General features: G+C 42.8%; 16 protein-coding genes. All 16 read right to left on the bottom strand.

What is annotated here, in order from left to right:
• Positions 1 to 2: 2 nt before the first annotated feature.
• Positions 3 to 887 (bottom strand): dipicolinate synthase subunit DpsA, encoded by an 885-nt coding sequence (gene dpsA, locus JOD21_RS12700; protein WP_204729969.1) that lies wholly within the window; start codon positions 885 to 887, stop codon positions 3 to 5.
• Between the two features lie 15 nt (positions 888 to 902).
• Entirely contained in the window at positions 903 to 1,187 is a 285-nt protein-coding gene (locus JOD21_RS12695; RefSeq protein ID WP_204729968.1) for a YlmC/YmxH family sporulation protein, read from the bottom strand.
• 245 nt (positions 1,188 to 1,432) lie between these two features.
• Positions 1,433 to 2,668, bottom strand: a complete 1,236-nt coding sequence (locus JOD21_RS12690; protein ID WP_204729967.1) for a M16 family metallopeptidase — start codon at positions 2,666 to 2,668, stop codon at positions 1,433 to 1,435.
• Between the two features lie 168 nt (positions 2,669 to 2,836).
• The gene (gene pnp, locus JOD21_RS12685) at positions 2,837 to 4,951 is read right to left on the bottom strand and encodes a polyribonucleotide nucleotidyltransferase (protein ID WP_204729966.1); all 2,115 of its coding nucleotides are present in this window, start codon (positions 4,949 to 4,951) and stop codon (positions 2,837 to 2,839) included.
• A 126-nt stretch (positions 4,952 to 5,077) separates the two neighbouring features.
• The gene (gene rpsO, locus JOD21_RS12680) at positions 5,078 to 5,347 is read right to left on the bottom strand and encodes a 30S ribosomal protein S15 (RefSeq protein WP_039808972.1); all 270 of its coding nucleotides are present in this window, start codon (positions 5,345 to 5,347) and stop codon (positions 5,078 to 5,080) included.
• A gap of 138 nt (positions 5,348 to 5,485) precedes the next feature.
• Positions 5,486 to 6,433, bottom strand: a complete 948-nt coding sequence (ribF, locus tag JOD21_RS12675; RefSeq protein WP_204729965.1) for a bifunctional riboflavin kinase/FAD synthetase — start codon at positions 6,431 to 6,433, stop codon at positions 5,486 to 5,488.
• 13 nt (positions 6,434 to 6,446) lie between these two features.
• Positions 6,447 to 7,358, bottom strand: a complete 912-nt coding sequence (truB, locus tag JOD21_RS12670; protein ID WP_204729964.1) for a tRNA pseudouridine(55) synthase TruB — start codon at positions 7,356 to 7,358, stop codon at positions 6,447 to 6,449.
• Positions 7,359 to 7,428: 70 nt separating this feature from the next.
• Positions 7,429 to 7,773, bottom strand: coding sequence for a 30S ribosome-binding factor RbfA (gene rbfA / locus JOD21_RS12665; protein ID WP_041122438.1), 345 nt, complete (start codon positions 7,771 to 7,773; stop codon positions 7,429 to 7,431).
• A gap of 35 nt (positions 7,774 to 7,808) precedes the next feature.
• Positions 7,809 to 8,021 carry a DUF503 family protein gene (locus JOD21_RS12660; RefSeq protein ID WP_380270029.1) on the bottom strand — a complete coding sequence of 71 codons (213 nt, stop codon included), beginning with the start codon at positions 8,019 to 8,021 and terminating at the stop codon, positions 7,809 to 7,811.
• 65 nt (positions 8,022 to 8,086) lie between these two features.
• Complete coding sequence (infB, locus tag JOD21_RS12655; RefSeq protein ID WP_204729962.1) at positions 8,087 to 10,249, bottom strand: translation initiation factor IF-2; 2,163 nt, start codon at positions 10,247 to 10,249, stop codon at positions 8,087 to 8,089.
• 13 nt (positions 10,250 to 10,262) lie between these two features.
• Positions 10,263 to 10,571 carry a YlxQ family RNA-binding protein gene (locus JOD21_RS12650; RefSeq protein ID WP_204729961.1) on the bottom strand — a complete coding sequence of 103 codons (309 nt, stop codon included), beginning with the start codon at positions 10,569 to 10,571 and terminating at the stop codon, positions 10,263 to 10,265.
• The gene (rnpM, locus tag JOD21_RS12645) at positions 10,572 to 10,847 is read right to left on the bottom strand and encodes an RNase P modulator RnpM (protein WP_204729960.1); all 276 of its coding nucleotides are present in this window, start codon (positions 10,845 to 10,847) and stop codon (positions 10,572 to 10,574) included. It lies immediately after the preceding gene.
• 14 nt (positions 10,848 to 10,861) lie between these two features.
• A complete protein-coding gene (gene nusA, locus JOD21_RS12640) occupies positions 10,862 to 11,986 on the bottom strand; it encodes a transcription termination factor NusA (RefSeq protein WP_204729959.1) in 1,125 nt (374 codons plus the stop codon).
• 21 nt (positions 11,987 to 12,007) lie between these two features.
• A complete protein-coding gene (gene rimP, locus JOD21_RS12635; RefSeq protein WP_204729958.1) occupies positions 12,008 to 12,475 on the bottom strand; it encodes a ribosome maturation factor RimP in 468 nt (155 codons plus the stop codon).
• A gap of 136 nt (positions 12,476 to 12,611) precedes the next feature.
• Positions 12,612 to 16,919 carry a PolC-type DNA polymerase III gene (locus tag JOD21_RS12630; protein ID WP_204729957.1) on the bottom strand — a complete coding sequence of 1,436 codons (4,308 nt, stop codon included), beginning with the start codon at positions 16,917 to 16,919 and terminating at the stop codon, positions 12,612 to 12,614.
• A gap of 68 nt (positions 16,920 to 16,987) precedes the next feature.
• Entirely contained in the window at positions 16,988 to 18,703 is a 1,716-nt protein-coding gene (locus JOD21_RS12625) for a proline--tRNA ligase (protein WP_204729956.1), read from the bottom strand.
• Positions 18,704 to 18,720 lie beyond the last annotated feature (17 nt).

Below are 18,720 nucleotides of genomic sequence, written 5' to 3'. Positions count from 1 at the left end.
GTTTATCCTCCTTTTTCAATGACCAGATCGAGAATCGCCTCTGCAAGTATTTCACCAGCAGTTTTTGGTGCCACCATACCGGGAAGGCTCGGCGCCTCAAGATATTGAAGATTCATTTTACTTGCAATCCTGCGCTGTTCAATCGAAGGATCAGAAGCCAGTTCTATTAAAAAAATCCCAGGTTTGCAGGCTGACATCGCATTTTCGGTTATGATTGTATCCGATGGAATTGTATTGACCCAGATATCAGCCTGCGCAATAAATCTGTTCAAATCTTTTAAATGCTTCCCGTCAACTCCGATTTCATTCAGTCTGGCTATTTCTGTTTTAACTGAAGAAAGAGCTGTAACATTGGCACAGAGGGAATGAAGCACTCTTGCAAGCGTTATGCCAACTCTCCCTCCACCGGTTATCACAATGTCTGATCCATGAATGGTGTAATCAGTATGCTGAATAATCAGCCAGAGGATGCCTTCAGCAGTTGGAATAGAATTTGAAATCGCAATAGCATCCTCTTCAAATAAATAGATGAATTTTTTATTGCTCCGTTCTGTCCATGGCGTTCTGATTCCTGAGAAAATCAGGCAGTTTTCATGCAGCTGATCCAATTGTTCATAATCTATTGACAGATTTTCAGCGCTGAAAGAGGATCTTATTTCACCTGAGGAGCTGATTCCACTCACAGGAAAAATGATCGCATCCAAACTGTTAAATGGGATCTCATCAATCTTCGCTTTTCTGTAACCGGGTTCTGTCATGTTCAGCTGATCAAATCCACAGAGATATACTTCAGCACCTATTTCACACAATTTTTCAGCAATGACAAGCTGTCTGGCATCTCCACCGATCACCGCTGCCTTTTTGCGGTATAACTTCTCATTGACCATACCATCACACTCACTTCATTCATCATTATTCTCCGGTATTGTATGTAATTGCTGATCATCTTGTGAACGATTTGAGCTTATCAGTATTAAATCTTTACCGACTGCATGGACGTTTTTCCATGGAATCGCATATTCTTCTTTTGCCCGGTTAAATGGGTTTGATTTCCCTGATGGAATGAGCAGATTAACCAATTCTCCCGTACTTTCATCAAATTCGATGTCTGCATTACCCAGTACACCCATCCGTTCTGCCTGATTGATATCAATAATTTCTTTTCTGTACAATTCACTCATTCTCATTAAAAAGGCCTCCTTTAAGAGCTGTTTCATTATATGTATGCCACGAAACAAGTACATATAAATAAAGACTATATTAAAGCTTGCTGGCGATTTACGCAGCGCGTGCGGTGAGCCCTGCTGGAGTCGGTCCCCTTCCGCTGCAATCACCAGATGTACTAAAACAAGGTTAGACTTTATTAATCATAGCCAAAATAAAAAAAGCCCGGACATCAGTGTCCAGGCTCCTGTTATAATCATTATAAAGTTCATAGTGAAACTTTTTCTCCATGGGGAGAGATAACTGATGAAGCGAAGTTTCCGCCGAGAATTTGATCAGCAATTTTTTTGACAGACGCTTCGGACACCAGGTCGATTTTTTCTATCATTTCATCCATCGAGCGGTGTCTGCCGAGCATCAGTTCATTTTTGCCGTTTCGGCTCATTCTCGCATTCGTACTTTCAAGCCCCAGTACGAGGTTGCCTTTGAGCTGCTCCTTTGAAGAGTCCAGTTCATCCGCAGTTAAACCGTCAGCTTTCAATTTTGAAAGGGTCGACTGGATCGTATCATACAGTTCGTCAAGCTGTTCTGCACCAGTACCTGCATAGATTGTCAGCAAACCACTGTCCCGGTGAGCCGAGTGATATGAGAATACTGAATAGGCAAGACCCTTATCTTCACGTACATCCTGAAACAACCGTGAAGACATACTGCCTCCGAGTACATTGTTCAGTACAATCAGGCTGTACGTATCCTCATGTCCAATTGGCAAGCCATCAAACCCGAGGCACAGGTGTGCCTGTTCAGTTTCTTTTCTCCTGGATAAATGAGTGTAGTGAAACTCAGGAATTTCATTATCTTTTTTATCTTCAATTGAAGATGTATAATCTTCGAACAATGATTCAATTTCCTTAATAAAATCAGGTCCAATATTACCTGCCGCTGAGATCACCACATCTTCAGGACGATACATCTCATATACATATTTTTTCAGATCCTCACTGGTAAAGGACTTCAGCGTTGATTCTGTACCAAGTATCGGATATCCAAGCGGATGCTTACCATAGACTGCTTCACCAAGCAGATCATGAACGATATCATCAGGTGTATCCTCATACATCTTAATTTCCTCAAGTACGACGTTTTTTTCTTTTTCAAGTTCTTCCGGGTCGTAGACTGAGTTAAAAAACATATCTGCTAACACGTCTAACGCATGCTTCGCATGATTATCAAGCACTTTTGCGTAAAAGCATGTATATTCTTTTGACGTGAATGCATTGACATGCCCGCCAATTCTGTCAAATTCCTCAGCAATTTTTCTTGCAGAACGTTCCTTGGTTCCTTTGAACAGCATATGTTCAATAAAATGGGAGATCCCGTTATTTTCCGGCGTTTCATCTCTAGAGCCTGTACCTATCCATATGCCGACTGCAGCAGATCTGACTGACGGGATATGTTCATACACAATTCTCAGACCATTTTTGCAGGTGTAACGTGTAATCATAAAAAACATCTCCTAAACTTAATGCACTTAATGAAATATTCTACTATGGTTCGGGATATTTTTCACTTAAAAAAGCTTTATATCGTGCAAAAAGTAAGCATTTAATATTATATTCCATTATTTAAATTAAACTGCATAGAAAAACCGGCTAAGCAGCCGGCTTTTATCTTACTTCTGTTCTTCTCTTTCTTTCTGTTCTTTCAGTACAGCTTTACGTGAAAGATTTACTCTGCCCTGGTTATCGATCTCTGTAACCTTCACTTCGATCTGATCGCCAAGTGACAGAACATCCTCAACCTTGCTTGTACGCTCTTCCTGCAGTTCAGAGATATGGACAAGTCCATCTTTACCGCTGAAGATCTCAACAAAGGCACCAAACTTCTCAATGCGTTTTACCTTACCAAGATAGTTTTGACCCACTTTTGCTTCTCTCACCATATCTTCAATGATCTGCTTCGCTTTCGCATTCATTTCAGAATCAGCTGATGCGATAAAGACTGTACCATCCTGCTCGATATCAATTTTAACACCTGTTTCTTCAATAATCTTATTGATTGTTTTACCGCTCGGCCCAATTACATCGCGGATTTTATCAGGCTTAATTGACAGCTGGATAATTTTAGGTGCGTATTCTGAAAGTTCTGTTCTAGGTTCGCTGATTGTGCTGAGCATAGAATCAAGAATATGCATTCTGCCTTCTTTTGCCTGCATCAGTGCTTCTTCAAGAATTTCTTTCGTCAGTCCATCAATTTTAATATCCATTTGAAGTGCAGTGACACCTTTTGCAGTACCTGCTACTTTAAAGTCCATGTCCCCAAGGAAATCTTCCATACCCTGAATATCTGTCAGGATTGTATAATCTTCACCTGATTTAACAAGACCCATTGCAATACCTGCTACAGGCGCTTTCAACGGAACACCTGCATCCATCATTGCAAGTGTACTTGCACAGATACTCGCCTGTGAAGTAGATCCATTTGATTCAAGTACTTCTGATACAAGACGGATCGTGTATGGGAATTCTTTTTCATCAGGAAGTACTTTCTCAAGTGCGCGCTCACCAAGGGCACCGTGACCAATTTCACGACGGCCAGGTCCTCTGATTGGACCAGTTTCCCCAACGCTGAATAACGGGAAGTTATAGTGGTGCATAAAACGTTTTGATTCCTCAAGCCCAAGGCCATCTATAATCTGTACGTCACCTAAAGGTCCAAGTGTTGCAATACTTAGTGCCTGGGTCTGTCCACGTGTGAATAGACCTGATCCGTGTGTTCTCGGAAGTGTTCCAACTTCTGAAGAAAGCGGACGGATTTCATTCGGCTTACGGCCATCAGGGCGCAGCTTGTCCTGAGTGATTTGACGGCGTACTTCAGCCTTGACCATCTGATCAAGCGCTTTTTTCGCGTCCTTCACGTAATCCTCACCAGCTTCCTCTTCTTCAAGGACAGCAAGCACTTCTTTTTTAACCGCTGAGATTGCTTCATCTCTGGCATGCTTTTCATGTGTCTGAACAGCTGAAACCAGCTTTTCACCAGCCATGTCCTGCATTCTGCTGACGACATCTTCATTCAGCTCAGCTAATACGATTTCACGCTTCTCTTTACCGCACGCAGCAACGATCTCTTCCTGGAAAGCAATCAGCTTTTTGATTTCTTCATGTCCAAACATAATCGCTTCAAGCATCTTCTCTTCTGATACTTCAAACGCTCCTGCTTCAACCATGTTGATTGCATCCTTCGTACCGGCAACAATCAATTCCATCTCACTCTTGTTCTGCTGGTCAATTGTCGGATTAATAATGAATTCTCCATCAATTAATCCAACCATGACGCCTGCAATCGGACCGCCGAATGGAATATCAGATACACTTAGAGAAAGTGAAGAACCTAACATTGCTGCCATTTCTGATGAGCAATCCTGATCCACACTCATGACCATACTCATGATCTGAACATCGTTACGGAATCCATCAGGGAATAAAGGACGGATTGGACGGTCAATCAGACGGCTTGTCAGAACTGCACGTTCACTTGGACGACCCTCACGCTTAATAAATCCACCCGGGATTTTACCTACTGAGTACATACGCTCTTCATAGTTGACTGTTAACGGGAAAAAGTCCAGTGGTTTAGGCTCTTTAGAACCAACCGCTGTACTTAATACGACTGTATCGCCATAACGGATAAGAGCTGCACCGCTTGCCTGCTTTGCGAGCTGACCTACTTCAACTGTAAGCTCTCTTCCTGCCCAGTTGGTTGTAAAAACTTGTTTATTCTGATCCATCTAAAAACTCCTTTCTTCATTAACCATAGTAAATCTGCAATACGTCTTTTCACTATGTACAAATACTTGCTTTTTTATCCTAATAAAAAAGCGGGACGAGGCCCGCTTTTCATCATTACTTCATTCTTATCGACGAAGACCAAGCTTGTTGATCAGTTCGCGGTAACGAGCTACGTCGTTATTACGAAGGTAAGTCAACAGGTTACGGCGACGTCCTACCATTTTGAATAGTCCGCGGCGTGAGTGGTGGTCTTTCTTATGAGTGCGAAGGTGCTGGTTCAGGTTGTTGATGTCTTCAGTAAGAATTGCTACCTGAACTTCTACAGATCCTGTGTCGCCTTCGTGCGTACGGAATTCCTGAATAATTTCGTTTTTACGTTCTTGTGTAATAGCCATGATAAATAGCCTCCTGTAATTTTTATTAAAATCCCCTGTTACCGAGCAGACGGCGGAGTAACCGCGATGCCAAGCAAAGGTTCATTCGTACATAAAATATACTACCATAAGCAGTGGTGTGATGCAACCTGTGTATCTTCAGCGCTGATCAGACAAGATGTGAATTGCTTCATCTTTATCCTTTTCAATTTGTGCAATCAGTTCATCAATACCATTAAATTTCTTTTCACTTCGGATCCGTTTGAGCCATTGTACATTTACCTTCTCACCATATATGCTTTCGCTGTAATTAAATAAATGAACTTCCACACTCAGCGCAGCCTGATCCGGATCATTGAATGTTGGTTTATATCCTACATTGCATATTCCATCATACCATGTATTCTGAATTTTCATTCTGACAGCATATACACCTGTAGAAGGGATTAACAGACCATTCAGTGTTTCAATATTCGCTGTTGGAAAACCGATTTTCCGGCCTCTCTTTTCACCATGGATCACAAGTCCTTCCGTTTCATAAAAGCTTCCAAGCAGATGGGACGCAATTTCTACATCTCCATGTGCGAGCAGTTCACGGATTCTTGTGGAACTGATTTTCTCGTCATGATCCACCTGCTTTTCAACGATTGTAGATGTGAAGATGCCTCTTGCATGAAAAGGGAGTGTCTCCATTTTTCCTCTTCCGAATTTACCGTAAGTATAGTCAAAGCCTGCAGTGATATGTACGGCATTCAGACCAATCAGATATTGATCTACAAACTCCTGGGGTTCAAGTGAAGCAAAAGCAGAGGTAAATCGGACAATCAACACATAATCAATTCCCATTTGATCGATTTTACTGATTTTCTGGTCTACTGATGACAAATACTCAACGCTCTTCTTTTTTGAACTCAATACAACCGAGGGGTGAGGGTCAAATGTCATTACAGCACTTTTGACACCGTGAGTATCGGCATATTCCTTCGCAGTTTGGATGACTTTCTGATGACCTTTATGCACACCATCAAAAAACCCAAGAGCGATTGACAACGGAGGAAAATCATCTTTGTTAAATTGATGCGGGTGATGAAGCGTATATACTTTCATAACGTTTCCTTTCTCATCCTGTCCAAATCACTTTTACCGGCTTAATCAGACCGGCTTTTTCCGGATGAAGGTGATAAATAGCTAAAACTGTATTCTCATAAAACACAGCAACCGGTTCTCCCATCTCACCAGTCCATTCTGCGGGAACCTCGAGCACCGCACCGTGTTTCACTTTACTAGCAACTTTATCACTTACTGAGAGCTTCTTCAAACCACTTAACCCGAGTTCTGCAGGTTTTAAGATTTCTCCGGGATGCTCAAGTGCTGCAAGCTGATCGAGTGTGACACAATCAGAAGCTGTGAATTGTGCAGAAGAAGTCCGCGTCAATTTCTTCATGTGCGCCGGATAGCCAAGTATTTCCCCGAACATTACAGCAAGCGTCCTGATATAAGTACCTTTACCGCATTTGATATCGGCTGAAAAAGTAAAAGTTTGATTCTCTTCATTATAGAAGAGTGAAGATTCATCAATCACAATCTCATGGATCTTCACAACCCGTGTCGGACGTTCGATGGTTTTTCCTTCCCTTGCGTATTCATAAAGTCTCTTCCCTTTCACTTTAACTGCTGAATACATAGGAGGCGTCTGTTCAATATCCCCGGTTAATTGTCCGGCTGCTGCAAGCAGATTATCAAGGCTGATCCGTTGTGGAACATCCTTTTTATTCACTACAGGACCCGAGGCATCTTCAGTTTCAGTTGATTCACCTATGACAATCTGAGCTCTGTAAGATTTACCTGCTTCTGTTATATATTCTGCTATTTTAGTGGCACGCCCAATACAGATTGGGAGTACGCCATCGACGTCAGGATCAAGTGTACCAGTATGCCCGACTTTTTTTGTTTTCAATATTTTCCTTACTTTAAATACACAGTCATGAGATGTCATGCCTGGGTCTTTCCACAAAGGGAGAATACCATTCATTTGAAATTACTCCTTTCATTTAATTACATGCTAAAAAAGGCAGACAGAATAAGATCTGCCTGCCTTTTACTTATTCGCGTTCTTTTAAGTCTCTGATCAATGATTCAATACGGTTACCCGTCTCAATTGATTCATCAAATTCAAACAGCAGTTCAGGTGTTTTTCTCAGCCTGATTCTCTGTCCAATTTCAGAACGGATAAACCCTTTTGCTTTAGCAAGGCCGCGCAGCGTATTCTCACGCTGTTCCTCGTCCCCAAGAACAGTTATATAAACAGTTGCCTGCTGAAGATCACCTGTTACTTCAACATCTGTTACTGTGACAAAACCGATTCTTGGATCCTTTATTTTGCGGCCAATAATATCGCCAAGCTCTTTTTTCATTTGTTCTCCGACTCTGTTTGAGCGCAATGACATAACATGCCACCTCTTATCAAGAAAATTTATTTCCGTTAAAGACGTTCTAACCGGGAAGCGACAGGCTCCCATTCTGGAAATGACTCCATAAAAGAGACTGCACGATGTATTTCTGCTTCAGCAGCCGTATAATCTGCTGCTGCTGAAACAAGTTCAATCACAGTGCGCTGCCACTTATCCTGATAGTCTGTCTCAGCAGCGGAAACATTATACCTTTGCTTTACCCTGTTAAGGACCCGTTTTAACACAGATCGTTTTTCTTTTAATGAGTGTGAAAGAGGTAAATGAAATTCACATTCAGCACGGACAATCATTAGCGCTTAATTTCTTCCATCACAAACGCTTCAAAAATGTCCCCTTCTTTTACATCATTATAATTTTTAAGGGTGATACCGCACTCATAGCCTTTTGCTACTTCTTTAGCATCATCTTTGTAACGCTTCAGCGTATCAAGTTCGCCTTCAAAGACTACAATACCGTCGCGGATCAATCTGACGCCGCTGTCACGGGTGATTTTGCCTTCAGTTACATAACTTCCGGCAATTGTACCAACTTTCGATACTTTGAATGTCTGGCGTACTTCAGCCTGTCCGATTACTTTTTCTTCGAACTCAGGATCAAGCAGTCCAGTCATTGCTGATTCGATCTCTTCAATGACTTTATAAATGATTCTGTGAAGTCTTACATCAACCTGCTCTGCATCTGCTGCACGCTTCGCGTTTGCATCCGGACGTACATTAAATCCGATTACGATCGCATTTGATGCTGCTGCAAGTGTGATATCTGATTCAGTAATGGCACCAACTGCTGTATGAATAATTTTAACATTTACGCCTTCAACTTCGATCTTAAGAAGTGAAGCAGCAACGGCTTCGACTGAACCCTGCACATCACCTTTTACGATCACGTTCAGGTCTTTCATTTCACCCTGCTTCATTTGTTCAAACAGGTTATCAAGTGATACGCGTGTTTTTTCTCCGCGCTGAGCCTGAAGTGCCTGCTGCGCACGTGATTCACCGATTGAACGAGCAGTTTTCTCATCTTCAAACACAACAAAACGGTCTCCTGCAAGCGGAACATCATTCAGTCCAGTGATTTCGACTGGTGTTGAAGGGCCTGCTTCTTTCACACGGCGGCCAACATCATTCACCATTGCACGCACACGTCCGAATGTCGTACCGACAACGATCGGATCTCCAACGCGAAGTGTACCGTCCTGTACCAATAGTGTAGCCACTGATCCGCGACCCTTATCAAGTTCTGCTTCAATTACAGTACCCATTGCACGTCGAGTAGGATCTGCTTTAAGCTCTTCAACTTCTGATACAAGGCCGATCATTTCAAGCAGACTGTCAATACCTTCGCCTGTTAGTGCTGAAACTGGTACGAAGATCGTGTCTCCGCCCCACGCTTCAGGTACAAGTCCGTGTTCAGTCAGTTCCTGCATCACACGGTCAGGATTAGCTGAAGGCTTGTCCATTTTATTCACAGCGATAATAATCGGTACTTCAGCAGCTTTAGCATGGTTAATTGCTTCAACTGTCTGTGGCATAACGCCATCATCAGCTGCTACTACAAGAATTGTAATATCAGTAACTTTCGCTCCACGTGCACGCATTGTTGTAAATGCAGCGTGCCCTGGTGTATCAAGGAAAGTGATCTTCTTATCATCATTTTCAATCTGATAAGCACCGATATGCTGGGTGATTCCACCAGCTTCGCCTTCAGTTACTTTTGTTTTACGGATTGAATCAAGAAGCGTTGTTTTACCATGGTCAACGTGCCCCATGATCGTAACGACTGACGGTCGCTCAACAAGCTTGTCAGCATCTGATTCTTCATCGAAATATGTTTCAAGATCCGTTGAATCAATCAGAATTTCTTCTTCAACTGCTACGCCGTAATCATCACAGATCAGCTCGATTGAGTCTTTATCAAGTTCCTGATTGACTGTTGCCATTACACCAACCATGAACAGCTTTTTCACAATTTCAGAAGGTTCTTTGTGAAGCTTCTTAGCAAGTTCAGCTACTGTTAATGATTCTGTAAATGTAATTTTTTCAGGAAGCTCTCTTGGCTTCATTGGTGTTGGTGTGAAAGGCTGCTTGTTTTTTTGATTGCGGTTATTCTTGCCACCACGGTTGTTTTGACCGGGACGCTGCTGACCGCCACGGCCTTTACCGCCCTGGTTGCCCTGTCCGCCTTTACCGCCGCGGTTATTCGCCTGAGGACCGCCGCCTTTACCACGGTTTTGTTGATTATTCTGAGCCGGGCGATTCTGGCTTTGCGGCTTATTCTGGCTTGCAGGTTTGTCCTGTCCGCCTGTGTAAGCCTTATCCAATTTCGCAACAGCCTCATTTTCTAATGCTGCCATATGGTTCTTCACTTCAATATTCATTGTTTTTAATTTATCAATTACTTCTTTACTGGTGACATTTTGCTTTTTAGCGTATTCATATACACGTACCTTACTCATTCGTTCACCCCCGTTAAGATTCGTCGAGCAGTGAGATCAGTTTATCCGCGAAGCCTTTATCAAGTACTGCAACGGTAACTCTTGCATCCTTGCCAATCAGTTGTCCGAGCAGATAACGGTCTTTAACCGTTCTGACCGGAACTTTATAAAACGATGCTTTATCAGTCACTTTTTTCATCGTGTTTGCTGACGCATCCTCTGAAAGCAGGACTAGCTTTGCTTTGCTGTTCCTGACCTCTTTTATTACTAATTCTTCGCCTGATATAACTTTTCCTGCCCGAGTCGCAAGACCCAGTAATGACATCCATTTAGGCTGATTCATTTACTTAGATCCCGCTTCCACTAATTCAAGAAGCTCGTCGTACAGCTCGTCCGGTACTTCTGCTTCTAAGTGGCTTGATAATACATTTTTCTTTTGAGCTTTTAAAATCGCATCTTTATCTTTAGATAAGTATGCGCCACGTCCTGATTTCTTTCCAGTAAGATCAATTGAAACGACCCCTTCTTTTGAACGGACGATGCGGATCATTTCTTTTTTCTCTTTCATTTCATGCGTTGCAACACATTTTCGTAAAGGTATTTTACGTTTTTTTGTCACTTGAATGAACTCCTTTACTCGATGTCATCTTCCGGATATGAGAATGAATTTTCCATATCTTCATCTGAGAAAAGCGGTTGATCATCACGCGGGAAGATTCCCATTTCACGTGCGTCAGTTTCACTCTTAATATCAATTTTCCAGCCTGTCAGCTTTGCAGCAAGTCTTGCATTCTGACCGCGCTTACCAATCGCAAGTGACAGCTGATAATCAGGGACTACGACTGTCGTCGCTTTATCTTCTTCATTCACCTGCACATCAACAACTTTTGACGGGCTCAGTGCGTTGGCAACAAAGATTGTCGGGTCTTCTGACCACTCTACAATATCAATCTTTTCACCTTTTAGTTCATTGACGATTGCCTGAACGCGGCCGCCTTTTGCACCAACGCAGGCACCTACAGCGTCAACCTCTTCATTATCAGAGTGAACAGAGATCTTTGAGCGGTCTCCGGCTTCACGTGACACTGACTTAATCTCAACCGTCCCATCGAAAATTTCAGGCACTTCGATTTCAAACAGGCGCTTTAAAAGACCAGGGTGCGTTCTTGATACGAAGATCTGAGGTCCTTTAGTTGTTCTTTCAACTTTAGTGATATACACCTTAATGCGATCGTGCGGTTTATATGATTCGTTAGGCATCTGCTCATTCAGTGGAAGCAGGGCTTCAATCTTGCCGAGTGCCACGTAAATAAACCTGTGGTCCTGACGCTGAACAATACCTGTCATAATATCATCTTCACGGTCAACAAATTCAGTATATATAATGCCGCGCTCTGCTTCTCTTACACGCTGCGTGACAACCTGCTTGGCAGTCTGAGCTGCAATACGTCCAAAATCGCGTGGCGTGACCTCAAGTTCTACAATATCTCCCACTTCATAAGCAGGATCGATTTCATGAGCATCGTCAATAGAGATCTCAAGGCGTGAATCAAATACTTCATCCACTACTTCTTTCCTTGCAAATACACGCATTGACCCGTTATCGAGGTTTAGGTCAACACGAACGTTTTGTGCCTGATTAAAATTGCGCTTATACGCAGATACAAGTGCTGCTTCAATCGCATCGATCAGGACATCGCGTTCAATACCCTTTTCCTTTTCAAGGTATATCAGCGCATCAAGTAGTTCAGTACTCATTCTTTTCTCTCCTTTCACCAGTTAAAATGTAACGGCCAGTCTGGCTTTTGCTACTTTTTCTTTCGGAACTGTTACTTCTTTTTTTCTCGTTTTGATGGTTACATTTATCGTTAATGACTCTCCATCATATTTGTCCAGTACGCCTTCGATTTCTTTCATCCCTTCGATTGGTTCGTAGGTTTTGACATACACGTGTTTGCCAATCGCGTTATGAAAGTCTTTTTCCTTTTTCAGAGGGCGCTCAGCACCTGGAGACGAGACTTCAAGAAAATAGTTCTGCTGAATCGGATCCAGTTCATCCAGTTTTTCGCTCAGGCGTTCACTGACAATCCCGCACTCTTCAATATCAACGCCGGGTTCTTTATCAATGAATACGCGGAGAAACCAGTTAGACCCTTCCTTCACAAACTCCACATCTACTAGTTCAAGGTTCATATCTTCTAGAATTGGGTTTACAAGTTCTTCAGTTAGTTCAGTAATTTTACTCATCTGTTTCCTCCATTATTCTCTGAAAAATGCCTGAAACAACACAAAAGAGCGGGCGGCACCCACTCTTTTGACGTCAGAGTTATCTAAAACATTTCCGTGAATATAATACCATATATAGCGAACCCGTGCAAATCGCTTAAAACAGCGATAACTGGTTCTGATCAGGCAGTCCAGCAAGGCATCCCTGTGAATCGAGATATTCGATAATCGTCTTGGATACTTTACCGCGCTTCTGAAGATCCTCCTTCGATAAAAACTCACCGTTTTTCCTTGCTTCAACGATATTGATCGCTGCATTTGTTCCAAGGCCCGGAATTGCGTTAAACGGAGGGATCAGAGAGCTGCCTTCAATTTTAAACTCTTTGGCGTCAGATTTGTATAGGTCCACCTGTTTAAAAGTATACCCTCTCTCCACCATTTCAAGACAAAGTTCAAGTACAGTCAGTAAACTTTTCTCTTTTGGAGCAGCATCAAGCCCTTTAGCGTTGATCCCCTCAATTTTAGCTTTAATTGCCTGTGATCCGCCTGCCATTGCTTCAAGATCAAAGTCCTCAGCTCTGACTGTAAAGTATGCTGCATAGTACATAATCGGGTGGTGAACTTTGAAGTAAGCAATTCTTACAGCCATCAAAACATAAGCGGCGGCGTGGGCTTTAGGGAACATGTACTTGATTTTTTTACATGAATCAATATACCAGTCCGGTACACCGTTATTCTTCATATCCTCTTCCCACTCAGGAGAAAGACCCTTCCCTTTACGGACAAATTCCATAATTTTAAATGCTAGTGAAGGCTCCAGTCCCTGATAGATCAGGTACACCATAATATCATCACGGCACCCGATTACATCAGACAGTTCGCAAATCCCATTATGGATCAGCTCCTGCGCATTCCCTAGCCATACATCAGTTCCATGTGACAGACCTGAGATCTGGACAAGCTCAGAAAATGTTGTAGGCTTCGTATCTTCAAGCATCTGTCTTACAAAGCGTGTACCAAACTCCGGAATACCGAGTGTACCGGTTTTACACATGATCTGTTCTTCAGTCACTCCAAGTGATTCAGTACCGCTGAAGATCTTCATCACTTCAGGGTCATCTGTTGGAATGGTTTTAGGATCTATTCCTGATAGATCCTGAAGCATTCTGATCACAGTCGGATCATCGTGACCGAGAATGTCGAGCTTCAACAAATTGTCATGAATTGAGTGAAAGTCGAAGTGTGTGGTCTTCCATTCTGATTCACTCGCATTTGCCGGGAACTGAATTGGTGTAAAGTCATAGATATCCATATAGTCCGGAACAACAATAATACCGCCCGGGTGTTGACCGGTTGTACGCTTTACACCTGTACATCCGCCTGCAAGTCTTTCAACCTCTGCACCTCTAAAATGGAGATTATTGTCACCTGCATATCCTTTCACGTAACCGAAAGCTGTCTTGTCTGCTACGGTTCCAATTGTTCCAGCACGATATACATAATCTTCACCAAACAGCACTTTTGTATAGTTATGGGCGACAGGCTGATATTCACCACTGAAGTTAAGGTCAATATCAGGCACCTTATCTCCTTTAAATCCAAGGAACGTCTCAAACGGTATGTCCTGACCGTCTTTAATAAAAGGAACGTTACACTGAGGACAATCCTTATCGTCAAGGTCGAACCCTGAACCGACCGAGCCGTCGTTAAAGAACTCAGACTGCTTGCACTCAGGACAGACATAATGAGGCGGCAGCGGATTAACCTCAGTAATCTCAGTCATCGTCGCAACAAATGAAGAGCCGACAGATCCACGTGATCCCACCAGATAACCGTCAATCAGCGATTTTTTAACAAGCTTATGAGAGATGAGGTAAATAACGGCAAAACCATGTCCGATAATACTCTTCAACTCTTTTTCAAGCCTTGCTTCAACGATCTCCGGCAGCTCTTCCCCATAGATGCTGCGTGCCATTCCATAACTCATTTCACGCATCTCTTCATCTGCACCTTCAATTTTAGGTGTATAAAGTTCATCTTTGATCGGTGTGACATCTTCAATCATGTCAGCAATTTTATTTGTATTATCAATCACAATTTCTTTTGCCTTATCTTTTCCGATAAACGAAAAAGCATCAAGCATCTCATTCGTTGTTCTGAAATGGACATCTGGCAGCTTATGACGATTTAATGGATTCGCCCCGCCCTGTGAAGCGATCAGAATCTCTCTGTAAATTTTATCTTCTTCATTTACGTAATGAACGTTTCCTGTAGCAACCGCCGGAATGTTCATCTTATCTGCGAAATCTACAACTTTTTGAATGATTTCCTTCAGGTTGTTTTCATCTCTTACAAGCTCCAAATCTATCAGGTGCTGATAAGCTGCAGGCGGCTGCACTTCTATGTAATCATAAAAGTCCGCAAGCTCTTCCACTTCTTCAGGAGACTTCTGCATCATCCCTTCAAAAATCTCACCCTTATCACATGCAGAACCGATCAGTAAGCCTTCTCTGTGCTTATTCAATAGAGATCTTGGGATACGCGGAACCCGGTAAAAATACTCCAGGTGTGAGATGGATACCAGCTTAAACAGATTTTTCAAACCAGCCTGAGTCTGAGCGAGTATCGTGATATGGTTCGGCCTTGCCCGTTTGAACGCATCACCTTCACCCATATAATCGTTTAGCTGGTTATGGTTTGTAATGCCTTTTTCTTTTGCTTCTTTTAACAGCCTTGCAAGAATATAGCCGGTTGCCTCCGCATCAAATATTGCACGGTGATGCTGAGTCAGTTCAACGTCAAACTTCTTGGCGAGCGTATTCAGACGGTGGTTCTTAAATTCCGGGTGTAGAAATCTCGCAAGTTCAAGCGTATCAATGACAGGATTAGACGCTTTATCCATTCCTGCCCGCTTATAGCCGACATTTAAAAAGCCCATATCAAATGAGGCATTGTGCGCAACAAGCGTATCCTGACCACACCACTCATTAAAATCTGCGAGTACATCTTCAATTTCAGGTGCATCCCTGACCATATCATCTGTAATCCCTGTCAGGTTAATCGTCGTAGCTGACAGAGGATGATGAGGATTTGCAAACCGTTCAAACCGGTCTATAATCTCCCCTTCTTTTACTTTCACCGCAGCAAGTTCAATAATTTTATCGTATACGGCTGATAAACCGGTTGTTTCAACGTCAAACACAATATAGGATTCAGTTTCAAGATCTCTGTCTGCAGTATTGTAAGCAATCGGCACACCATCATCCACGAGGTTTGCTTCAAGCCCGTACAAGATTTTAATATCATTCTTTGCACCGGCCGCGTGAGCTTCAGGGTATGACTGGGCTACTGCGTGATCTGTAATTGCAACAGCTTTATGTCCCCATTTTGCGGCCTGTGAAACCAGAGAAGAAACAGACGACACAGCGTCCATTTGACTCATTGGCGTATGAAGATGAAGTTCTACACGTTTCTCTTCAGATGTATCCTGTCTGAGTACAGGCTGGATTTCCATTACATCATTCGCGATCATGACAAGGTCTCTGACAAAAGTATCGTTTTGAATAGACCCTTTTGCTCTGACCCACATGCCTTTTTTAAGCTGCTGCATAATTGCAGCGTCCTCTTTATCACGGGAAAACATCTTCACAAGTATTGAATCAGTATAATCGGTAACTTTGAATGTTAATAATGATCTTCCGCTTCTGAGTTCTTTCACTTCAGCATCAAACACGAGTCCCTGAACTGCAATTTTACGCTCTTCTTCCTGAATCGTCTTAATGGCTACAGGTTCATCCGGTTTAATTGAATACCCGATTGCAACCGGGCCTGTGTGTGTGTCAGCTGCATTTTTCTGATCTTCAAGCTTCTGCATTTCAACAAGTGCCTGCTTTGCCCATTCTTCTTCTTCTTTTCTCTTGGATTCAACAAACGCCTCATACTCTTCATTTGATTCATCCTGTGATACTTCAGTATGCAGGACAAACGGACCGAATCCCCATTTTTCAAATGCACTGTTTAAAATATCAGCATACTTATTCTTTATTTGCGAACCCTCGGTTTCATTTGACACTTTAATCGTAATTTTGTTGCCGTTCACTTCAGGTTTTTGTACTGTCAGCAGCTTCAGTAAAGGTGGCGCAATGCCCTGCAGTTCTTCAAGACACGTTTCCCAGTAATCAAGCACTGTATCCGCACTGACATCAGCGTTTTCGTGGCGGATCGTAAAAGATACATCTGCTATATGCTGAAATGACTGATTCAGTCTGACTGTAAAGTCCTTCATTACCTTGCAGGGCACAACAGTACGGAGCCCGAACACAAAGTGCCACTTCTTATCTTTTTTGTGTACTGCAAGCTTTTCAATTTCAGCTCCTTCAAAATGATCTGCGTACAGATCACCGGTCATATCCAATTGAGTCAGTAACAGCCGGAACTTTTCCTTTTTTGATAAATCAGTACCCATGTTTCCTCCTTTTTGAGACAGCAAAGGCTGGTGCATGCACCAGCCTCAGGTTTTAAAAGTTTTCAGGATTAATCATTAGAAAGCTGCCGGAAAATCTCCTGAAGTTTGTCTGTTAACTCTTCTTTTTGAACTTCATATGATTCACCGTTGCTTCTGATCTTAATTTCTACGATACCTTCTGAAGCACGCTTGCCTACAGTGATTCTGACAGGCAGCCCCATCAGATCAGAATCTGCAAATTTTACACCTGCACGTTCTTTTCTATCATCAAGCAGCACATCATAACGGTAATCTGTTAACAGCTTGTAAAGTTCCTCAGCTGTCTGTGACTGTGTCTCATCCTTCATATTCACTGCAATCAGATGAACGTCATAAGGCGCAATATTGCCAGGCCAGATCAGACCGTTTTCGTCATTAAACTGCTCAGCCATAGCTGCTAATGTACGGGAAACCCCAATACCGTAACAACCCATGATCATCGGATTTGAACGTCCATTTTCATCAAGAATTGTTGCATTCATTGGTTCACTGTATACAGTTCCCAGCTTGAATACATGTCCGACTTCAATGCCGCGTGCAAACTTAATCGTTCCATTGCCATCCGGAGAAGGATCTCCTTCTACAACGACGCGGATATCGGCATACTGAGATACTTCAAAATCTCTTCCTGCCTGCAGGTGCTTATAGTGAACGCCTTCCTTGTTGGCACCTGCAACGATATCACCCATTGCTTCTACAGCATTGTCTGCAATGACAGTAACCTCTTCAGATAGTCCAACAGGCCCGATTGAGCCCGGCTTCACGCCCGTATATTGCATCGCCTGCTCTTCTGTAGCAAGTTCAGCCACACGGCCATTCACAGCGTTTTTCACTTTCACGTCGTTTACTTCATGGTCACCGCGGACTAAAACAAGAACAGGTTTTTCATCGACGATAAAGAGCATTGACTTTACAGTATTTTCTTTATCAGTTCCAAGGAAATCTGCTACTGCTTCAATCGACTTCTGATCAGGTGTGGATACTTCCTCTTTTTCCTTACCGCTAGGGCTCTGCTTGTCATATTGCTTATTAACTGCAGCCATTTCAAGGTTCGCAGCATAATCAGATGAATCAGAGTAAGCGATCGTATCTTCACCAATCTCTGAAAGCACCATGAATTCATGGTTGTCTTTGCCTCCGATGGCGCCTGAATCAGCCAGCACTGCACGGAAATTCAGACCGCATCTTCTGAAGATGTTTTTATAAGCTTCAAACAGTTTATCGTATGCTTCATCCAGGCTTTCCTGAGAAGCATGGAATGAATAAGCATCTTTCATCAGGAATTCTCGCCCGCGCAGCAAGCCGAATCTTGGACGCTTTTCATCACGGTATTTTGTCTGAATCTGATAAAGCGTCAACGGAAGACGCTTATAGGATTTCACTTCATCTCTAAGAAGGCTCGTAATCATTTCTTCATGCGTTGCTCCAAGTGCGAATTCACGTTCATGACGGTCTTTCATCCGCATCAATTCAGGTCCATATGTGAACCATCTTCCTGATTCTTCCCACAGTTCAGCAGGCTGTAGAGCCGGCATCAGCATTTCCACACCGCCCGCTGCGTTCATTTCTTCACGGATAATGTTCTCCACTTTCTGAAGCACCTTTTTTCCTAAAGGAAGAAAAGAATAAATACCGCTTGCGTTTTGTCTGATGTAGCCCGCTCTCAGCAGAAGCTGATGACTTTTAACATCAGCTTCTGCAGGCGTTTCTTTTAAAGTTGGAATTAACGTTTGACTTTGTTTCATAACTGGCACCTCTAACT

It is taken from the genome of Jeotgalibacillus terrae (assembly GCF_016908195.1).
Taxonomy (GTDB): domain Bacteria; phylum Bacillota; class Bacilli; order Bacillales; family Jeotgalibacillaceae; genus Jeotgalibacillus; species Jeotgalibacillus terrae.
Note: the sequence above shows the minus strand (reverse complement) of the source record. Positions and strands in the feature narration are given on the sequence as shown.